This window comes from Mucilaginibacter sp., from assembly GCF_964263795.1.
Classification (GTDB): domain Bacteria; phylum Bacteroidota; class Bacteroidia; order Sphingobacteriales; family Sphingobacteriaceae; genus Mucilaginibacter.
This window is the reverse complement of the sequence record NZ_CAXVWK010000120.1, coordinates 1-16,926: the sequence shown is the minus strand read 5'-3', so window position 1 is coordinate 16,926 and position 16,926 is coordinate 1. Positions and strand designations below refer to the sequence as shown.

Below are 16,926 nucleotides of genomic sequence, written 5' to 3'. Positions count from 1 at the left end.
GGTGGAAGACCTGGATATACAGATCATCGATCAGCAGTTTGATCAGCTGACTAAAAGCTACAAATACATTCATACTATCGAAACCATCAACGGTAGTAAAGGCTTAATGATCACTGATTTTATCTGTACAAAGGGTTTCTTGATGAACTAAATCCGGGTTCGTCAAATACCATAATGCTCAATAACATCCTGCGGTACTTTTGCGCCACGTCCGGTTGTCATATCTATCATTACGTAATCGAAGTATCCATCGCAACATACCTTTTTGGTGGTTTTGTTAGTGATGGTGAAATTTACACGGCAGCCCTTATCGTTAATGCTGTCAATACCGGTGCGTACTAAGAAGTAATCGCCCATAACCAGGGCGCGCTTGTAGTCCATATAAACGCTGCGTACTACCCAGCCAAAACCACGTTCCATAAATTTTTCCATAGCCATGCCGTAGCATGTTTCCATCTGTTCGTAACGCGCTGCTAACACGTAATCAAAGTATTTACTGTTATGCACATGCTGAAACATGTCTATATCATCAGGACGTACGCGGTGTTCAGTTTCGAAAGTGCTGTAACTCATTAAGTCAAAAGTAGAAAGTTAAAAGTGAAAAGAGAATATGGTCTCAATTGTTTTATTGGTCAAATTGCGTTAGGGATAGGAGCGGATACCGGCCCGTGGTTAAGGCCTGTGCAGTATAAGCGGATAGCCCGGCCGCAGGCAACGCCGTAATTATTCTACGAATAGCAAAATATTCCTCCGTGAGATGCCGAAACGAGTTCGACATGACTGTTTGTTGGGTTATGAGAACCACTCATCACTTAACTTAGCCAACCATTCACCAATCCCAAAAATCATTTTTACTTTTGATTTAAAACCTTATCTTTGCACCACAATTAATCAAATTATTTACACTTTAATATTATTCACGTAATGTATTTAAGTAAAGAAGCAAAGGCAGAGATCTTTGCAAAACATGGTAAAAGCGAATCTGATACCGGTACAACAGAAGGACAGGTAGCATTATTCACTTACCGCATCGCGCATTTAACCGGTCACTTGAAAAAAAACAAACATGATTTTTCAACCCAGTTATCACTGCAAAAATTAGTAGGTAAACGCCGCGGATTGTTGGCTTACCTGTACAAAAAAGATATTAACAGGTACCGTGCTATTATCAAAGCGTTAGCGCTTAGGGATATCATCAAGTAACCTTACTGAATACTCTTTAAAAAGCCGTCCGCATTTGCCAGACGGCTTTTTTACATTTGAAACAATACACATACACATAAAAACCGATACGCTCCGAAAGATGAAAAGCGTATCACAAAACAAACAAGATGAGTTTAAACGTAATTAAAAAGGTAATTGATTTAGGTGACGGCCGCACCATTGAGATCGAAACCGGTAAACTGGCCAAACAAGCCGATGGCTCTGTAGTAATTAAAATGGGTGATACCATGTTATTAGCTACTGTAGTATCATCGCAGGATGCAAAAGAGGGTGTTGATTTTTTACCGCTTTCTGTTGACTATCAGGAAAAATACGCGGCTACAGGCCGTATCCCGGGTGGGTTTTTACGCCGTGAGGCACGTTTGTCAGACTATGAGGTGCTTATCTCTCGTTTGGTTGACCGTGCGTTGCGCCCAATGTTCCCGGGTGATTACCATGCTGATACACAAGTAATGATATCTCTGATATCTGCTGATAAAGATATCATGCCGGATTGCCTTGCAGGTTTAGCAGCATCAGCAGCTTTATCTGTTTCTGACATTCCTTTCAACGGGCCAATATCTGAAGTACGTGTAGCTAAAGTAAATGGCGAACTGGTTATTAACCCAACTTTAAGCCAACTACAAAATGCAACCTTAGAATTTATTGTTGCTGGTAACGAGCACGACATCAACATGGTTGAAGGCGAAAGCGCCGAAATTCAGGAAGCAGAACTTGTTGAAGCAATCAAATTTGCACATCAAGCAATCAAGGTTCAGTGTCTTATTCAAAAAGAACTGACCGTTGAGGTTGGCAAAACTGTAAAACGTGTTTACAACCACGAGCATAGCAACGAGGAATTGAAAAAAGCGATCTACGCTGCTACGTACGATCAGGTTTACGCTATTGCAGGTGCAGCTTCTGCTAAAGAAGAGCGCAGTGCTAAATTCAAAGAAGTTAGGGATGCTTACATCGCTACCCTTGGCGAAATTGACGATATCACTAAATCATTAGCTAAAAAATATTACCACGATGTGGAGTATGATGCTATCCGTAACCTTGTGTTAGATGAAGGTAAACGTTTAGACGGCCGTACGACTACGCAGATCCGCCCGATATGGAGCGAGGTTGGCTATTTGCCATCTGCTCACGGTTCTGCAGTGTTTACCCGTGGCGAAACGCAAGCATTAACCACTGTTACCTTAGGTGCTAAAGACGATGAGCAGATGATCGACGGTGCGTTCATCAACGGATACCAAAAATTCCTGTTGCATTACAATTTCCCCGGTTTCTCAACTGGCGAGGTTCGTCCTAACAGGGGTGCAGGCCGTCGCGAGATTGGTCATGGTAACCTGGCAATGCGTTCGTTAAAACGCGTTTTACCTGCTGAAGAGTCAAATCCATATACCATCCGTATCGTTTCTGATATTTTAGAATCTAACGGTTCATCGTCAATGGCTACGGTTTGTGCCGGTACATTAGCTTTGATGGATGCAGGTATCAAGATCACCAACCCGGTATCTGGTATCGCAATGGGTTTGATCACCAACGAAATGGGTACCAAATATGCTATCCTTTCAGATATTTTGGGTGATGAAGATCACTTAGGTGATATGGACTTTAAAGTAACAGGTACCAAAAACGGTATTGTTGCTGTGCAAATGGATTTAAAGATCAATGGCTTGTCATACGAGGTATTGACCAACGCGTTAAACCAGGCCAAAGACGGTCGTTTACATATCCTTGGTGAGATGGCAAAAACCATTACCGAAGCACGTGAGGATTACAAACCACATGCTCCGCGTATTGTAATGATCAAGATTGATAAAGAATTCATTGGAGCGGTTATTGGCCCCGGTGGCAAGATCATACAGGAAATGCAGCGCGAAACAGGCGCTACCATCTCTATCGAAGAGAAAGACGGTCAAGGTATCGTACAGATCTTCGGTGATAATAAAGACGCTATCGATCAGGCTTTAGGCCGTATCCGTGCTATTGCATCTAAACCAGAGGTTGGTGAAATTTACGAAGGTAAAGTGAAATCAATTATGCCTTTTGGTGCTTTTGTTGAAATTATGCCGGGTAAAGATGGTTTACTGCATATTTCAGAAATTGATCACCGCAGAATTGAAACAATGGACGGCATATTTAACGTTGGCGACGAAGTGCGCGTTAAATTATTAGATGTAGATAAACAAGGTAAATTGAAACTGTCGCGTAAGGTGTTATTGCCCCGCCCGGATAACAACAAACCTGCTGAGAATAATTAATTAGCAATAATTTTAAACAGCAAAACCCTCCAAAAGAGGGTTTTGCTGTTTAACGTCAAATTTTAGTTAAAAAAGTAAAACAATATGCAATCGGCATTGGTTTGGTACAGTTAAGAATAAGTGTATAAAAACAATTAGCCGGTACGTGATTTGCAAATGACATCTACTTCTGCTAACGATCCGTTAGATTTCTTGAACAGTGCGCCAGGTATGCCGGGCGGCCAAACGGCCGACCTGATACAAAAGCTATTGTACGAAATTATAAGGGTTAAAGAATTAATAACGTATTACGATTCTATTCCTAACGGGGCAGGGCAGCTCGGCTCATCCATTTTGAATGAACTCGTTACCGAAGCTTACAATTCTCTGGTAAACTACGATACCGTGTTAATGAAGAAGTATTACGATCTTTTACTTAATTGTGATTGATTGTTCTTCAATCCGGATAATCTGTTATCGTTTTTCGCCTAAAACCTTTTCGCGTAATTCTTCCGAAATTTCATCCGTAATTTTAATGATATCTGCTGCCTCCTGGGTATTGTTGATGACAAGTTTGTCACATACATCCCGATAGGGTAGCAAATACTCTTTATAAGCTGGTATAACATGGTTTACCCATTTGTAGTACGCATCTTCGTTAGAGTAGCCTCGTTCTTCGAGGTCACGCTTTAGGCGGCGCTGCAGGGCTATGTGTTCGTCGGCCTCAATAAATATGGTCATATCAAGTACATCCTTAATTTTACCGAAGTGCATGATAAAAAGGCCCTCCACAATAATAATAGGCGCCGGCTTTATTTCCAGAATTTTGGGAATAGCAGTGGGGTTATTAAAGGTGTATTCCTGCTTCATGAACGATTCGTTGTTCAGCAGCTTAAAAATATCGTTTTCAAAGTGTTCATGATCTATGGTCGATGGCAGGTCGAAGTTATAGTTCCGGTTTTCCAGTTTGGTCATGGTATGTGCCACCGGGAAATAGTAATCGTCCTGCGATACCAGGCACACCTCGTTATCGCTAAAGTGTTCCAGAAAACATTTTAAAAAGAAGGTTTTGCCAGAACCGCTTCCACCGGCAATACCAATCACATAGGGTTTATTCATTCGGAGTACCGTAGCTAATATTTACGTGAAAACGTTTATCTAATGCGCCTAATGCTTGTGCAACGTTTTTTGTCACTACAATTATAGCATCTTTATTTGATTGGTTATCAGTAAAACGGCCTACTACCTTAGCAAAAGTAACTTTATTGTTCATGGGGTTGGTTATCCGCATAACAGTACCAATAGGGGCGGTGCGGTGCAACACCAGCGTCTTATTCGGATCAAGGCTGGTATCTTCTATCCATGTAGCTACGCCCTTTTCATTTTTTTCGAATAAACCATAACGGCTTATCGGGACATGGCGGCCAAGGCTATCCGGCGATACGTACGTCGAGTCGCGCTTAACCAGTGTACTGTCGATAGGTGCAACCGGGGCTGGGGCAGGTGCCGGCACCCCGCTGCGAACCTGTAATACCTGGCCCGGCACTATGGTTGATGTAAGCTTATTAAGTGAAGTGATATCATCTACAGTTGTGCCGAAACGTTTGGCAATGGCGTAAAGCGTTTCGCCCTGTGATACTTTATACTGCTGCACAGTTATACCGCTGGTATTGCTGTTGGCTACCTCCTGCGCGTTTTTTTGCTCTGCAGGTTTCTGCGCTGGTGGCGTTGTAACAGGAGGTTGCTGAGTAACCGGTTTAGTTTGCACCTGCACAGGTGGTGTGGCTACCGGTTGATTTTGTGGCTGCTGAACTTTTAACGCAGGGCCTGTGTTTTCCACTATCGACCTCTCGGTTGGTACTTTAATGATAGCGCCGATAGCCATTTTAGGGTTGTTGTTGAACTGTATTATTGATTTTGGGCTAACACCGTAACGGCGGCCTATGGAGTAAAAATTATCTTTAGGGTCAAGCTTATGCAGTATTACTTTTTTACCGTTAAGGTTTTCAACCCCGATAGAATCTACAATAGTACTTGCATAAATAGTTGAGGACATAGCAAGCATTAACGCAGATAATAGCAATATCTTAAATTTCATAATAGATTATTAATCAATAATTTATAGGTTTAAAGCCTTTATTTCGACCTTGTTTTTTATATACACGAGGGCGTTTTTATGTAATACAAACGCCTCGGGTTGCAATTTTTGTATATCAGCGTTCAATATATCCTGATAAACAATATTGGTTCCATCCATAATCAACAGATGCTGTTGCAAACCGCCTGTTTTTTGCGTGTGCAAAGATACAATTATGTAATTATTGTGGTTAAGGTAATGCACTATATTTCCGTAGGCCTGGTAGGGCAATACTCCTGGTGCAAAATGGTCTGCGGTTGTTATATTGGGTATGACTATGCTATTCGGGAAAGGTTTATCCTGTAACTCGTCATAAGGCCTCACCAATGCTCCGGTTTTGATATCGGCCAGCATCAATTTTTTTGATTGGAAGGCGGTGCTGTAAACAACCGGCCCGTTAATGCTCAGGTGATCAAACGCTATGCTGTAGTTGCTCCACAACTCGTTAGCACTATCGGCCGCTATAGCAATTACTGCTTTATGCTCAGGGCCGGTTTCATGCTTGTAATGATGTAGTAATACCACGTTATCATAAACACATTCTACGCCGGTAAGCCAGCGCTCTGGAGTGGTGTGGCCGGTGAAGTTTAGTTTACCGGTTACCAGGTTAATGGCGCTGAAACTGGCCTGCTTCTGTTGCTCGTCACGCACCTCTGCTACCAATGTATCTGTAAGTTCGTCAATTTCCATCCGCCAAATTGTGGCGTTTAAATTGATATCGATTGATGGTTGCAACATTGTCATAAAGTTTGCAAATATGGGTATTAATAATAAAAGTGTTTAGGTTTGATAAACAAAGGCAATTAAGCGATGTTATCACCAAAAATCAACAAACTATGGATGCTAAAGAAATAAGCCTGGAAGAAGGCAAAGTTAAACCCGTTGTAGATCATTTAAATGATTTACTGGCTAATTACCATATTCACTATCAAAAGCTGCGGGGATGCCACTGGAATGTTAAAGGCAAAAGCTTTTTTACACTTCACGTTAAATTTGAAGAGTTATACACAGCAGCGCTTACCACTATCGACGAACTTGCAGAACGGATCCTGACGTTGGGAAAACCTCCGTACAGTACCTTTAATGATTACATTAATAAGTCATCTATCAAAGAGATCCAAACCATTGGGCTTAAAGATACTGATATGGTTAGGGCACTTATTGATGATATGGCTGCGCTGATCGAAATGGAACGTGCTATATTAGATATTACTGCCGAAGCCGGGGATGACGGTACCAATGATATGGTAAACCGTTTTATGCAGTTTAAAGAAAAAAATACTTGGATGCTCCGTTCGTTCGTGAACGAGGATTGATTTTTTGCATCTTAAATTAATACATAAAAAAAGCGATGAGTAAAACTCATCGCTTTTTTTATAAGGCCTATTGATTTTGACCAAAGGCCTTATCCGTTATTAGAACCTGTAACCTAATGTAAGGTAACCATTATCGGTAGTTCTGTTTAAAAGTACGCTAGGGCTCCCTGATCCAATTTCATAAGGTAATATGGTTTGGTTGCCTGTAACATGTGTGTAAGTAGCATCAACATAGTAAGAGCCAAACCGCAGGCCTATACCACCGCTTGCTGTTTTAATATCGCTACCATTGTTCTTGCGGAAATCGCCCTGTACGCCGTAACCGCCACGCAATAAAAACATGCTGCTTAAACGGGCCTCGGCGCCTACACGTGCATTTACTGCCGATTTATAAATATTTTTGATATCGGTATTATCGCCATTTGCGTTAAAATCTTCATTGCTGCTAATGTGCGCGCTGCTATAATCAACATACTCCACATCACCGCTAATGAAGCCAAATTGTTTGATAAATACCGCTGCACCACCTGCAAGCTTTAACGGTGTACGGAAGTTGTAGTTAAGGGTATAGCTTTGCGGGCCATCGGTATAACTGCCATTGTTAGTTATGTTTGTTGCCAAGCCTTCGCTATAGGTATCATCTACATTATAAAAAGTAGGAGAGGTAAAGGTTGCACCTAAACGCACTGATTCAACCGGCTTATAAATTAAGCCCAGCCTTGCAGCAAAGCCTGTTCCACGGGTTACCTGGTCTTGTGAGTAAGCCGAACTATAAGCCCGGTTAACGGCACCGGCAGTTTCTAAAATAGATGCCGTGCCATCTTCATAAAAAGTACTTGACGAGTTGTAACGCAGGTTGCTAAAGCTCAAGCCCAAACCAATATAAAGCTTATTGCTATAATTGGCACCCAATGAAAAATCAACTGCCGATTGGCCGCCCGTACGGCTGGTAAAACTTTCCTGGTTTACACTGCCAACAGTATTACTTTGATAAGTCGGGTTGGCGGCACCGTACAAATCAATCAGGTTTTGTCCGTAAGCAAATCCGGCAAGGGTATTATCGCCGACACCAAATGAATTGGCCTGATTCGCATAGTAATTATTGATAGAATTGCCTGTGTTTAAACCGTTATAGTGAATGTTTTCATAAAAATCATTGGTGCGGTTGTAAGCGGCACCGTAATTTACGCTTAGCCAACCCTTAGTTTTATCCGCACCGCGCGGCTTGGTTAATTGATTATAGACCAAAAACGCTGCGTGATTAATGTTCCCCGAGTTTTTAGTATCGGTAGCTGTTTGGCCAAAATAAGTTGCCTTTACTTTGGTGGCATTATATTCAGGTGTGATGCTCAGCTCAGACCGGGTGAAAAAACCAAGACCTGCAGGGTTGCCGCTTATCGAACTTAGGTCACCACCAATGGCGGTACCAGCGTTGCCAATTGCTTTGATACGGGCCGTAGAGCCGATTTGGCCACCGGAAAAACGGATAACATCCTGCGAATACTGAGCAAAGCTATTTTTTGTGACCGCTACTATAGCGATCACACTGAGTAGATATTTAATTTTCATGAATGATAGGTTGATGTTTAATTAAGGTCTTACCGGGCGGCCGCCGCCACCACCACCACCACCGCTGCTTGATCCGCCGCCGCCACCTGATGATGGAGATGGAGAATAGGAAGGTGCAGGGCGTTCTACACTGATAGGACGCGGTTGATTATATTGAGGGCTGTTATCACGTACTGCACGTGCCGGACGCGCACCATTGCTGGTGCCGTAACTGTTGCCGCGGCCGTTATAGGAAGGCGAACCAGCACCAACCCTTGCAGGGCGGCCCGAATAATAAACTTGGTTACCTACGCCTACCGCGCGGCCGCTGCCGCCAAACGAGGAGCGTGGCACCCCAATTGTGCTACTGCCGGTACCATTACCACGATTAGGGCGCGGCCCGTAAGTGTTATTTGCAGATACCGGCCCCCAGTAACCACCGCCACCGTAACCTATTCCGTAATAGTTATATGGATTGTAACCACCGTATCCGTAGCCGTAATAACCGCCATAACCGAAGCCACCATAACCATATCCCAGTCCCAGGCCGTAACCATAACCAAATGGCGAATAGCCATAGTAGCCACCACCGTAGCCACCGTATCCAAATCCCAGTCCTAAGCCAAAGCCGCTACCATAACCATATCCGTACGGGCTAAAGCCATAATCGTAGTTGTAGCCAAACGGCGAGTAATAGCTAAAACGATTGATGCGGGATGCATAATCGTCATAATAGTAATAATCGTCATCGTCGTTAGTGTTATTATCTTCCTGCACATCCTGGCGATAAGCCTCTTGCCTGGCAATGTATTCCGGCTGCTCGGCAGCAGTTGCTTTTGAAAAATATACATCATCGTCGTTTTTGTTCGACGCAAGTTTGTTTACGGAGCAGGAACTCAGCGCAACGGCGCCGATCAAAATAATTCCTTTAATAAGGTTCCTTTTCATTTCTGGTACGGTGTAAAAGTTCAAGGTTCAAATAAACGTATAAATTTATAAATTTGGCGGTTGGTATCTATTTATATAAAGTCAAATTCTATTCCAAAATCAAGTATATGAGCAAAGGTGTTATCAGTAAAGACGAAGATTATTCGCAATGGTTTAACGACTTAATAATTAAATCTGACATGGCCGAATATTCGCCGGTTAGAGGGTGTATGATCATTAAACCATACGGCTATTCTATTTGGGAAAAAATACAGGCAGTGCTCGATAAAATGTTTAAAGAAACAGGGCATCAAAACGCTTATTTTCCGTTGCTCATTCCAAAATCCTTCTTCTCAAAAGAAGCCAGCCACGTGGAAGGCTTCGCTAAAGAATGTGCTGTTGTAACACATTATCGGTTAAAAAACGACGGTGAGGGCAATATTATTGTAGATGAAGAAGCGAAACTGGAAGAAGAATTAATTATCCGCCCCACATCAGAAACGATCATCTGGAACACCTATCGCGGGTGGATACAAAGCTACCGCGATTTGCCTATTTTGGTTAACCAGTGGGCCAATGTAATGCGCTGGGAAATGCGCACCCGTTTATTTTTGCGCACCAGCGAATTTTTATGGCAGGAAGGCCACACAGCACATGCAACTGCCGAAGAAGCTGTAGCCGAAACAGAACAAATGTTAGATGTTTATGCTGATTTTGCCGAAAATTGGATGGCATTGCCGGTAGTAAAAGGCCGTAAAACGGCTAACGAACGCTTTGCCGGGGCGCTTGATACTTATTGTATTGAGGCATTAATGCAGGATGGTAAAGCGCTGCAGGCAGGCACGTCGCACTTTTTAGGGCAGAACTTTGCCAAAGCTTTTGACGTTAAATTTACTACAAGGGATAACGTTCAGGATTATGTTTGGGCAACATCATGGGGGGTATCTACCCGTTTGATCGGTGCCCTGATCATGGCGCATTCTGACGACGCCGGTTTGGTACTGCCTCCAAAGCTGGCGCCTATCCAGGTTGTTGTCGTACCGATCTACAAGCATGATGAGGAACTGGAAAACATTACCACGTTTGTAAATGCATTAACTAAAGAGCTGCGTACAAAAGATATAAGCATAAAATTCGATAAACGCGATACTCATCGCCCGGGTGCGAAATTTGCCGAATATGAATTAAAAGGCGTGCCATTGCGCGTTGCAATTGGCAGCCGGGATATGCAAAACGGTACCGTTGAACTGGCCCGCCGTGATACCAAAACAAAGGAAACCGTTAATCAGGAAGGACTGGCAGCACATATTGAAGTGCTTTTAGAAGAAATCCAGGCAAACATTTATAACAAGGCAGCAACATTCCGTACTGAAAATACTACGGAAGTTGATACCTACGATGAGTTTAAACGCATGCTTGATGAGCAGCCCGGCTTTATATCGGCACACTGGGACGGCACGCCAGAAACAGAGCAGAAAATAAAAGATGAAACTAAGGCTACAATACGTTGTATACCTTTGAATAACAAACAGGAAGAAGGCAAATGTATCCTGACGGGCAATCCGTCGACACAGCGGGTATTATTTGCAAGGGCATATTAACGTTAGTGAGTGGTTGATTAAGTTAAGTGGTGAGTGGTTTTAGCTGCGCATACTTTTTTAAAAATTATACTTACATCAAATAATATGGCATCATTTACCGATCTGGAGACATGGAAACAATCAAGAAAGATCAGAAACTATGTTTCTGATCTTGTGAAGAATTCCCTGCTGATGAAAAGTTTAGACTGACAGACCAGATCATACGTTCTTCCCGTTCTATTGGTAACAATTTAGCTGAAGGGCATGGCCGTTTTCATTATCAGGACAATATCCGGTTTTGCATTATAGCACGAGGTTCTTTAACCGAAACCCTCGATCATTTGATTGTTGCGTTAGACGAAGGAATAATTTCAAATGATATTTTAAGTTCGTTTCAGATAGAATATGAAAGCTGTTTGAAGCTAATAAACGGATACATTCAATTTTTAAAAAGTAAGAAAAAGGAGTGAGTGGTGAATAGTTGATTTTGAGAGTGGTTGAATTGTTTCACCTCTCGCCAACATACAACTACTCACCACTTAACTTAATCAACCATTCACAACCATGAAATTCGGAACTAAAGCAATACATGCAGGGCAGGAGCCCGACCCAACTACCGGCGCTATCATGACGCCGATATACCAGACATCAACTTACTGGCAAAAATCGCCGGGCGATAACAAGGGTTACGAGTACTCGCGCGGTACAAACCCAACCCGCAAAGCGCTGGAAGATTGTTTGGCAGCTTTAGAGAATGCCAAATTTGGGTTGGCTTTTTCGAGCGGTATGGGCGCTACAGACGCGGTAATGAAGCTACTGGCTCCCGGCGATGAGGTAATTACCGGTAACGACCTTTATGGAGGCTCATACCGCATCTTCACTAAGATTTACGCCAACTACGGCATCAAGTTCCATTTTTTGGATCTGAGTAACCCGGATATCATTAACGAATATGTTAATAACAAAACGAAACTGGTTTGGATAGAAACGCCTACCAACCCAACTATGCAAGTGGTGGATATCGAAGCTGTGGGAAAAATCGCTAAAGCTAATGAACTGCTGTTTGTGGTAGATAACACCTTTGCATCGCCCTATTTGCAAAACCCGATAGATATGGGTGCTGATGTAGTAATGCATTCAGTTACCAAATATATTGGCGGCCATAGCGATGTAGTGATGGGTGCCTTAATGCTAAACGATGAGGAGCTTTACAAAAGGCTTTGGTTTATTTATAACGCCTGCGGTGCTACTCCCGGCCCAATGGACAGCTTTTTGGTATTACGGGGTATAAAAACCCTGCACCTGCGCATGAAGGCGCATTGTGAAAACGGTCGTGCTGTTGCCGAATTCTTAAAAGACCACCCACGCGTAGAGAAGATTTACTGGCCGGGCTTCCCTGATTCTAAGAATCATGAAATTGCCAAAAAGCAAATGCGTGATTTTGGTGGGATGATCTCAATTGTATTAAAAGACGCCACATTGGAAGATACATACCGCATTGCCGGTTCATTTAAAGTGTTCGCGCTTGCAGAATCATTGGGCGGTGTGGAATCATTAATTAACCACCCGGTGAGCATGACCCACGGCAGTATCCCCAAAGCAGAACGCGACAAAGCCGGTGTTGTAGATAATTTACTGCGTTTAAGCGTAGGGGTAGAGGATATTGAAGACCTGCTGAAAGATTTGAAACAGGCCCTGGCATAACCGAAATTTAGCGGTGTTCACGCAAACGCCCAATAATTAATTATTTAAAACGCTGATAATGAGTTATTAGCGGCGTTGTGCCCCGTTCACGGCTATGAACGTGAACACCTGAATTTACTGATGAACGACAATCTCAAATCTTTCCTTGATCAAAAGGTCGGGCAATACAACCGACCGGAGTTTATCGCCAACGATCCGATAAGCATCCCGCACCTATTCACTAAACAGCAGGATATCGAGATAATGGGCTTCTGGGCGGCCACATTAGCCTGGGGGCAGCGCGTCACCATCATTAATAAGTGTAAAGAGCTGATCGCCCTGATGGATGGCGCGCCCCACGATTTTATCATCAATCATGAAGAACCTGATCTAAAAAAGCTGTTGCATTTTAAGCACCGTACATTTAACGATATCGATACGCTGTATTTTATCTTGTTTTTTAGACAGCATTACGAACGTTTTGAGAGTTTGGAGGATGCATTTGTACCTGCCGGCACACCAAAAAATTGGGGCGCTGAGGATGCACTTAACCACTTCCGGTCATACTTTATTTCTCTGCCCGACTTTCCAAACCGCACAAAAAAACACGTTTCATCACCATCGAAAAAATCGACGTGTAAACGGTTAAATATGTTTTTACGCTGGATGGTGCGCAAAGATGATCAGGGCGTTGATTTTGGCATCTGGAAGCGGTTAAAACCGTCTGAACTAATTTGTCCCTGCGATCTGCATGTAGACCGTGTTGCCCGCAAGCTTAAACTCATCAGCCGTACGCAAACCGATTGGCAAACCGCATTGGAGCTCACCCAAAACCTGCGCGAGCTTGATCCGCTCGACCCGGTTAAATATGATTTCGCTTTGTTTGGCCTGGGCATAGAAGAGCGATGGGGAATAGAAGGTATATTACCCGATTTTGTGGGTTGATGAAAGATAAAACAAGATGCAAACTTCCTATCTTTAATCATGAAATCAGGCGACAAGCATTTAATCGATATTGCTTTATCCGGCAAAAGTGAACATACATCGATGTTGTTCCATCATTTGATTGCGCAATTTGAAACTATAGGAAAAATCTCTGTAGAACCTACAAAAACAATGATAGGCATATCCAACAGCCATAAACGAATTGCCTGGGTTACGCAATTGGGCAAGAATTTTATTCATGTGGTTTTTCCTTTTAAAAAGGAATATCCGGATAATCTTTGCTTTCAAAAGATAGCGCAGGTGCCGGGCGATGCACATCAGTTTAATCACCATTTCCGTATGATGAGCAGTGATGATATTAATGAAGAGATGACAGGTTTTATGAAGTTGGCTTATACTGAAGAGCAATAATAAAAGATAGCCCCGCAATTCCATGCGGGGCTATCTCAATGAACTGGTTTGATAATTAAAATCCTAAACCCAAGGTAAACGCGTTAATGTTACCGCTAAGGGTTGCGCCCGCAGTAGCCGCACCGGTGGTTAAGTTAACGGTGTACACTTTTGTTAGGCCACCAACAGTAAGCAACGCATAAGCAGTGCCGGTTGTGCTGCCGATATCAAAACCGTTTGTTGCTGTTGCCGTAAAGCCCAATGGTCCAACTGATACCAATGTTCCGTTGTTAGGTGGGTCTTGCTTATACAAGGTACCGGTTGCAGCATCTATATCATACAGAACTGTGGTTGTTGCGCCTGCAAAGTTATTGGTGTATGCGGCGGCAGCTACTACAGGGCCAACAGGGTTAATGTTTCCGTCTATAGCGGCAACTGTACCATCTGCAGGGTTAAGCCGCAAATTCTGGCCCAGGTTGCTGATCACACGGATCCGGTCTACAGTGGGGTTGAAGTCGAAACCGAAGCTGGTGCCTAACAAAGGCGTTGTTAGCGTACCGGTACCTACCTGCGTGGCTACACCCGATGATGCATTAATTGTATAAAGTCGGCTTGTGCTTCCTAAGGCAAACAGTTGGCTGTTAACCGGGCGGAAATCCATACCCAAAATAGTTTCTCCCGGCTGCGTACCGGTAATTCCTTTAACCACAGGTGTAGGGTTAGCAGGGTTAAAGATAACTAGTTCGTTATTGCCATTCACAGCGTAAGCCACCGGTTCGGTCGGTATAGCCATGCCAATAATGGCTTCCGGAAGGTTGTTCATAATGCGTGTAGCCTTACCGGTTGTAAGATCAATTGTGTATAAACCCTGCTTACTGTTAACGGTAAGAACAGCCAGGGCCGAGCTGCCATCGGGGCTAATGTCGAACCCGCCGGTTGCTTCGGCATTTACCGTTAAAGCGCCAACCTCTACCAGTTTGCCATCGTTTGGCGGGTCTTGTTTGTACAGTTTATCGTCGTTAAGATTAATATCATACAAAACAGTGGCGGCAGCGCCTGCACGGTTACCTGTATAAGCCACCGCGCTAATACCTGGATTAGCAGGCCCGTTGATATTACCATCTACGGTTTGTACTGCGCCCGTCTCCGGGTTGATGCGTAGGTTTTGAAGGTTATAACCTACATATCGGATCCTGTCTACAGTTGGGTTGAAATCAAAACCGGCACCATAAATTGAGGTAGTAACTGCCGGGGTGAATGGTGTTGCGCTTACGGCCCTCGCGGCGCCAGTAGCGGTGTTAATAATATAAACGCGACTGGTGCTGCCCAAACCATAAAGCTGGCCGGTAGCAGGCCTGAAATCTATACCCACAATGGTTTCGCCGGTTTGTAAACCGCTGATGGTTGTGGTTGCAATAACTGCAGATACACTTTTAGCATTTAGTGTCAGCAATTTATTGGTAGTTGTTAGTGCAAAAAAGTTTCTGTCGGGCCCGGCAGTTTCCTCCTGCTTCATATCGACAGGAGACGGGTCATTTTCATTTTTGCAAGATGATGATAACAATACACTGACCGCGGCGCATAAAAAGCCCAGCCTTTTAAAAAGATTAAATATGGTCATGATAGATTTTATTAAAAATTACGAATAGCTCGGAAGCCGTTAATATGGCAGATCTTAAATAGACAGATCGGGTGGGGGAGCCGTAACTTTTGAATAATATGATGACTGGTAATTGTTGCGATACTCTGTGATATGAACAATGCTTGTATAGTACCGGAGGTGCTTCGCGTTCACAACAGATGTGCCGGCGATTTCTTTCTCCTTAACTAACGCGCCATTATTCTCGGCCTTTTTTTCACCGTCGTTTTCGCCGTTCTGATCAGCTACCGCAGAAACTTTGGTGGTTGACCTGTATGAAAAAGCCGGCAACAAAACCTTAACTGTTATCAGCAACATTAAGAAAATGCTGGTAACACTTAGTAAAACTGACTTATAATGTAGATTATTAACCACGTGCGGTACCAGTTTAAGTACTGGTACGGATAATTACGTTGAGGCCGTCAATGCAGTTTTAAGATCAGCCGTTTATGTGCCGATAAATCACTCTGATTAAGAGTATTGCTTACGCTTCCTCCTTAAAATAAACTTTGTAGTAATTCATCGATTTGTCGTCATCAAAGCCTTTTTCGATCAGTTTATTATCACCATGAATGTAGATATGGAAGTTTTTATCAAGCTTTAAAACACTTTTGTAAACGCGGGCTTGTTTTTTGACTGCGTTGCCGGATATTTCAAAATTGTTGGCGATAGGTGTATCAAATTCTTCTTCGTACTGATTCTTGAAGTTTTTAAACGACACTATAGCTTCCGGGTTGCTGATCACTTCATCGCTAAACTCATCCAGATCGAACGTTTCCTTTTCCTTAAAATATTTCATTGAACGGTTAAGCAGGTCTATCTTATCAGCCTTGCTCATTTCAAACTCATCGTCTAATTTTTGGGTAACAAAGTTTTTGTAAACCCCAAGGGCATTGCTGGTTTGATTAAAACTATCGTTTCGGATTTTTAACTTCAAAAACTCGTCTTTCCAATAAACAGCTGCATCCTGACCTCCGGTAACTTTGTCTATCACTACTATTTTGTAGCCATTCTCCTTTTCGATGTTGAAGATCAGTACACCCTTGTCCAGTTTGTTAATGTTAATAGCATCCTTTTCATAATCAACTGCAAATCCGTCCTTTTCGGGATATACCTTCAAATAGGTTTCTTTATTCTCTGATTTAAAGATACCAATCGCATCAAGCAAATTTCCTTCGATTTGTAAACTGCTGAAATAAACAACATATAATTCGCCGCCTTTGATATTGGGATGTGTACTCACACCGTAAAGATGCTTAGCTAGCTGCTCTGACATCTCATGAAATTTATCCTTTTCCTCAAAAGCCTT

The 16,926-nt window shown here is 43.0% G+C and carries 18 protein-coding genes; 9 read left to right on the top strand and 9 right to left on the bottom strand.

The genetic code is table 11. The annotated features are described in order from the left end of the window. Positions 1-162: 162 nt before the first annotated feature. The gene (locus ACE5CV_RS18985) at positions 163-573 is read right to left on the bottom strand and encodes an acyl-CoA thioesterase (RefSeq protein ID WP_374951777.1); all 411 of its coding nucleotides are present in this window, start codon (positions 571-573) and stop codon (positions 163-165) included. A gap of 351 nt (positions 574-924) precedes the next feature. Here ACE5CV_RS18985 and rpsO point away from each other — a divergent pair, with 351 nt between their 5' ends. From rpsO to ACE5CV_RS18970, 3 genes are all read left to right on the top strand, one after another. Continuing rightward, the gene (gene rpsO / locus ACE5CV_RS18980) at positions 925-1,203 is read left to right on the top strand and encodes a 30S ribosomal protein S15 (protein ID WP_374951776.1); all 279 of its coding nucleotides are present in this window, start codon (positions 925-927) and stop codon (positions 1,201-1,203) included. Between the two features lie 128 nt (positions 1,204-1,331). Continuing rightward, positions 1,332-3,473, top strand: a complete 2,142-nt coding sequence (gene pnp / locus ACE5CV_RS18975; RefSeq protein ID WP_374951775.1) for a polyribonucleotide nucleotidyltransferase — start codon at positions 1,332-1,334, stop codon at positions 3,471-3,473. 156 nt (positions 3,474-3,629) lie between these two features. Continuing rightward, positions 3,630-3,902 (top strand): hypothetical protein, encoded by a 273-nt coding sequence (locus ACE5CV_RS18970; RefSeq protein ID WP_374951774.1) that lies wholly within the window; start codon positions 3,630-3,632, stop codon positions 3,900-3,902. Positions 3,903-3,926: 24 nt separating this feature from the next. Here ACE5CV_RS18970 and ACE5CV_RS18965 read toward each other — a convergent pair whose 3' ends face one another. From ACE5CV_RS18965 to ACE5CV_RS18955, 3 genes are read right to left on the bottom strand one after another with little or no spacing between them, the layout of a single operon-like run. Next, positions 3,927-4,571 carry a uridine kinase gene (locus tag ACE5CV_RS18965; protein ID WP_374951773.1) on the bottom strand — a complete coding sequence of 215 codons (645 nt, stop codon included), beginning with the start codon at positions 4,569-4,571 and terminating at the stop codon, positions 3,927-3,929. Next, complete coding sequence (locus tag ACE5CV_RS18960) at positions 4,564-5,550, bottom strand: LysM peptidoglycan-binding domain-containing protein (protein WP_374951772.1); 987 nt, start codon at positions 5,548-5,550, stop codon at positions 4,564-4,566. The genes ACE5CV_RS18965 and ACE5CV_RS18960 overlap by 8 nt, the downstream gene beginning before the upstream one ends. A gap of 21 nt (positions 5,551-5,571) precedes the next feature. Then, positions 5,572-6,333, bottom strand: a complete 762-nt coding sequence (locus tag ACE5CV_RS18955) for a DUF4905 domain-containing protein (RefSeq protein WP_374951771.1) — start codon at positions 6,331-6,333, stop codon at positions 5,572-5,574. A gap of 92 nt (positions 6,334-6,425) precedes the next feature. On the opposite strand from ACE5CV_RS18955, the gene ACE5CV_RS18950 reads away from it, so the two are divergent. Further along, positions 6,426-6,905, top strand: a complete 480-nt coding sequence (locus tag ACE5CV_RS18950) for a Dps family protein (RefSeq protein WP_374951770.1) — start codon at positions 6,426-6,428, stop codon at positions 6,903-6,905. A gap of 99 nt (positions 6,906-7,004) precedes the next feature. Here the strand turns inward: ACE5CV_RS18950 and ACE5CV_RS18945 are convergent, their stop codons facing one another. After that, entirely contained in the window at positions 7,005-8,474 is a 1,470-nt protein-coding gene (locus tag ACE5CV_RS18945; protein ID WP_374951769.1) for an OmpP1/FadL family transporter, read from the bottom strand. 21 nt (positions 8,475-8,495) lie between these two features. After that, positions 8,496-9,401, bottom strand: a complete 906-nt coding sequence (locus tag ACE5CV_RS18940) for a hypothetical protein (protein ID WP_374951768.1) — start codon at positions 9,399-9,401, stop codon at positions 8,496-8,498. Between the two features lie 107 nt (positions 9,402-9,508). Here ACE5CV_RS18940 and proS point away from each other — a divergent pair, with 107 nt between their 5' ends. The 5 genes from proS (at position 9,509) to ACE5CV_RS18915 (ending at position 13,999) form a co-directional block, all read left to right on the top strand. Further along, positions 9,509-10,981 (top strand): proline--tRNA ligase, encoded by a 1,473-nt coding sequence (gene proS, locus ACE5CV_RS18935; RefSeq protein ID WP_374951767.1) that lies wholly within the window; start codon positions 9,509-9,511, stop codon positions 10,979-10,981. 185 nt (positions 10,982-11,166) lie between these two features. Then, positions 11,167-11,430, top strand: coding sequence for a four helix bundle protein (locus tag ACE5CV_RS18930; RefSeq protein WP_374951778.1), 264 nt, complete (start codon positions 11,167-11,169; stop codon positions 11,428-11,430). A gap of 94 nt (positions 11,431-11,524) precedes the next feature. Then, positions 11,525-12,664: a cystathionine gamma-synthase gene (locus ACE5CV_RS18925; RefSeq protein ID WP_374951766.1), complete on the top strand. Its 1,140-nt coding sequence runs from the start codon at positions 11,525-11,527 to the stop codon at positions 12,662-12,664. 120 nt (positions 12,665-12,784) lie between these two features. Next, positions 12,785-13,588, top strand: coding sequence for a TIGR02757 family protein (locus ACE5CV_RS18920; RefSeq protein WP_374951765.1), 804 nt, complete (start codon positions 12,785-12,787; stop codon positions 13,586-13,588). Between the two features lie 39 nt (positions 13,589-13,627). Then, positions 13,628-13,999 (top strand): DUF5655 domain-containing protein, encoded by a 372-nt coding sequence (locus ACE5CV_RS18915; RefSeq protein WP_374951764.1) that lies wholly within the window; start codon positions 13,628-13,630, stop codon positions 13,997-13,999. A 55-nt stretch (positions 14,000-14,054) separates the two neighbouring features. Here the strand turns inward: ACE5CV_RS18915 and ACE5CV_RS18910 are convergent, their stop codons facing one another. The 3 genes from ACE5CV_RS18910 to ACE5CV_RS18900 form a co-directional block, all read right to left on the bottom strand. Continuing rightward, positions 14,055-15,599: a DUF4394 domain-containing protein gene (locus tag ACE5CV_RS18910; RefSeq protein ID WP_374951763.1), complete on the bottom strand. Its 1,545-nt coding sequence runs from the start codon at positions 15,597-15,599 to the stop codon at positions 14,055-14,057. Between the two features lie 54 nt (positions 15,600-15,653). Then, on the bottom strand, positions 15,654-15,935 hold the full coding sequence (locus tag ACE5CV_RS18905; RefSeq protein WP_374951762.1) for a hypothetical protein: 282 nt from the start codon (positions 15,933-15,935) through the stop codon (positions 15,654-15,656). Positions 15,936-16,101: 166 nt separating this feature from the next. Further along, positions 16,102-16,926 (bottom strand): nucleoid-associated protein (locus ACE5CV_RS18900; RefSeq protein ID WP_374951761.1); only part of this gene is annotated, 825 nt, incomplete at its 5' end.

Excerpts from the sequence above, each read along its gene's own strand:
- ACE5CV_RS18985 (WP_374951777.1), bottom strand. The coding sequence starts at position 573 with ATGAGTTACAGCACTTTCGAAACTGAACACCGCGTACGTCCTGATGAT.
- rpsO (WP_374951776.1), top strand. The coding sequence starts at position 925 with ATGTATTTAAGTAAAGAAGCAAAGGCAGAGATCTTTGCAAAACATGGT.
- pnp (WP_374951775.1), top strand. The coding sequence starts at position 1,332 with ATGAGTTTAAACGTAATTAAAAAGGTAATTGATTTAGGTGACGGCCGC.
- ACE5CV_RS18970 (WP_374951774.1), top strand. The coding sequence starts at position 3,630 with ATGACATCTACTTCTGCTAACGATCCGTTAGATTTCTTGAACAGTGCG.
- ACE5CV_RS18965 (WP_374951773.1), bottom strand. The coding sequence starts at position 4,571 with ATGAATAAACCCTATGTGATTGGTATTGCCGGTGGAAGCGGTTCTGGC.
- ACE5CV_RS18960 (WP_374951772.1), bottom strand. The coding sequence starts at position 5,550 with ATGAAATTTAAGATATTGCTATTATCTGCGTTAATGCTTGCTATGTCC.
- ACE5CV_RS18955 (WP_374951771.1), bottom strand. The coding sequence starts at position 6,333 with ATGACAATGTTGCAACCATCAATCGATATCAATTTAAACGCCACAATT.
- ACE5CV_RS18950 (WP_374951770.1), top strand. The coding sequence starts at position 6,426 with ATGGATGCTAAAGAAATAAGCCTGGAAGAAGGCAAAGTTAAACCCGTT.
- ACE5CV_RS18945 (WP_374951769.1), bottom strand. The coding sequence starts at position 8,474 with ATGAAAATTAAATATCTACTCAGTGTGATCGCTATAGTAGCGGTCACA.
- ACE5CV_RS18940 (WP_374951768.1), bottom strand. The coding sequence starts at position 9,401 with ATGAAAAGGAACCTTATTAAAGGAATTATTTTGATCGGCGCCGTTGCG.
- proS (WP_374951767.1), top strand. The coding sequence starts at position 9,509 with ATGAGCAAAGGTGTTATCAGTAAAGACGAAGATTATTCGCAATGGTTT.
- ACE5CV_RS18925 (WP_374951766.1), top strand. The coding sequence starts at position 11,525 with ATGAAATTCGGAACTAAAGCAATACATGCAGGGCAGGAGCCCGACCCA.
- ACE5CV_RS18920 (WP_374951765.1), top strand. The coding sequence starts at position 12,785 with ATGAACGACAATCTCAAATCTTTCCTTGATCAAAAGGTCGGGCAATAC.
- ACE5CV_RS18915 (WP_374951764.1), top strand. The coding sequence starts at position 13,628 with ATGAAATCAGGCGACAAGCATTTAATCGATATTGCTTTATCCGGCAAA.
- ACE5CV_RS18910 (WP_374951763.1), bottom strand. The coding sequence starts at position 15,599 with ATGACCATATTTAATCTTTTTAAAAGGCTGGGCTTTTTATGCGCCGCG.
- ACE5CV_RS18905 (WP_374951762.1), bottom strand. The coding sequence starts at position 15,935 with ATGTTGCTGATAACAGTTAAGGTTTTGTTGCCGGCTTTTTCATACAGG.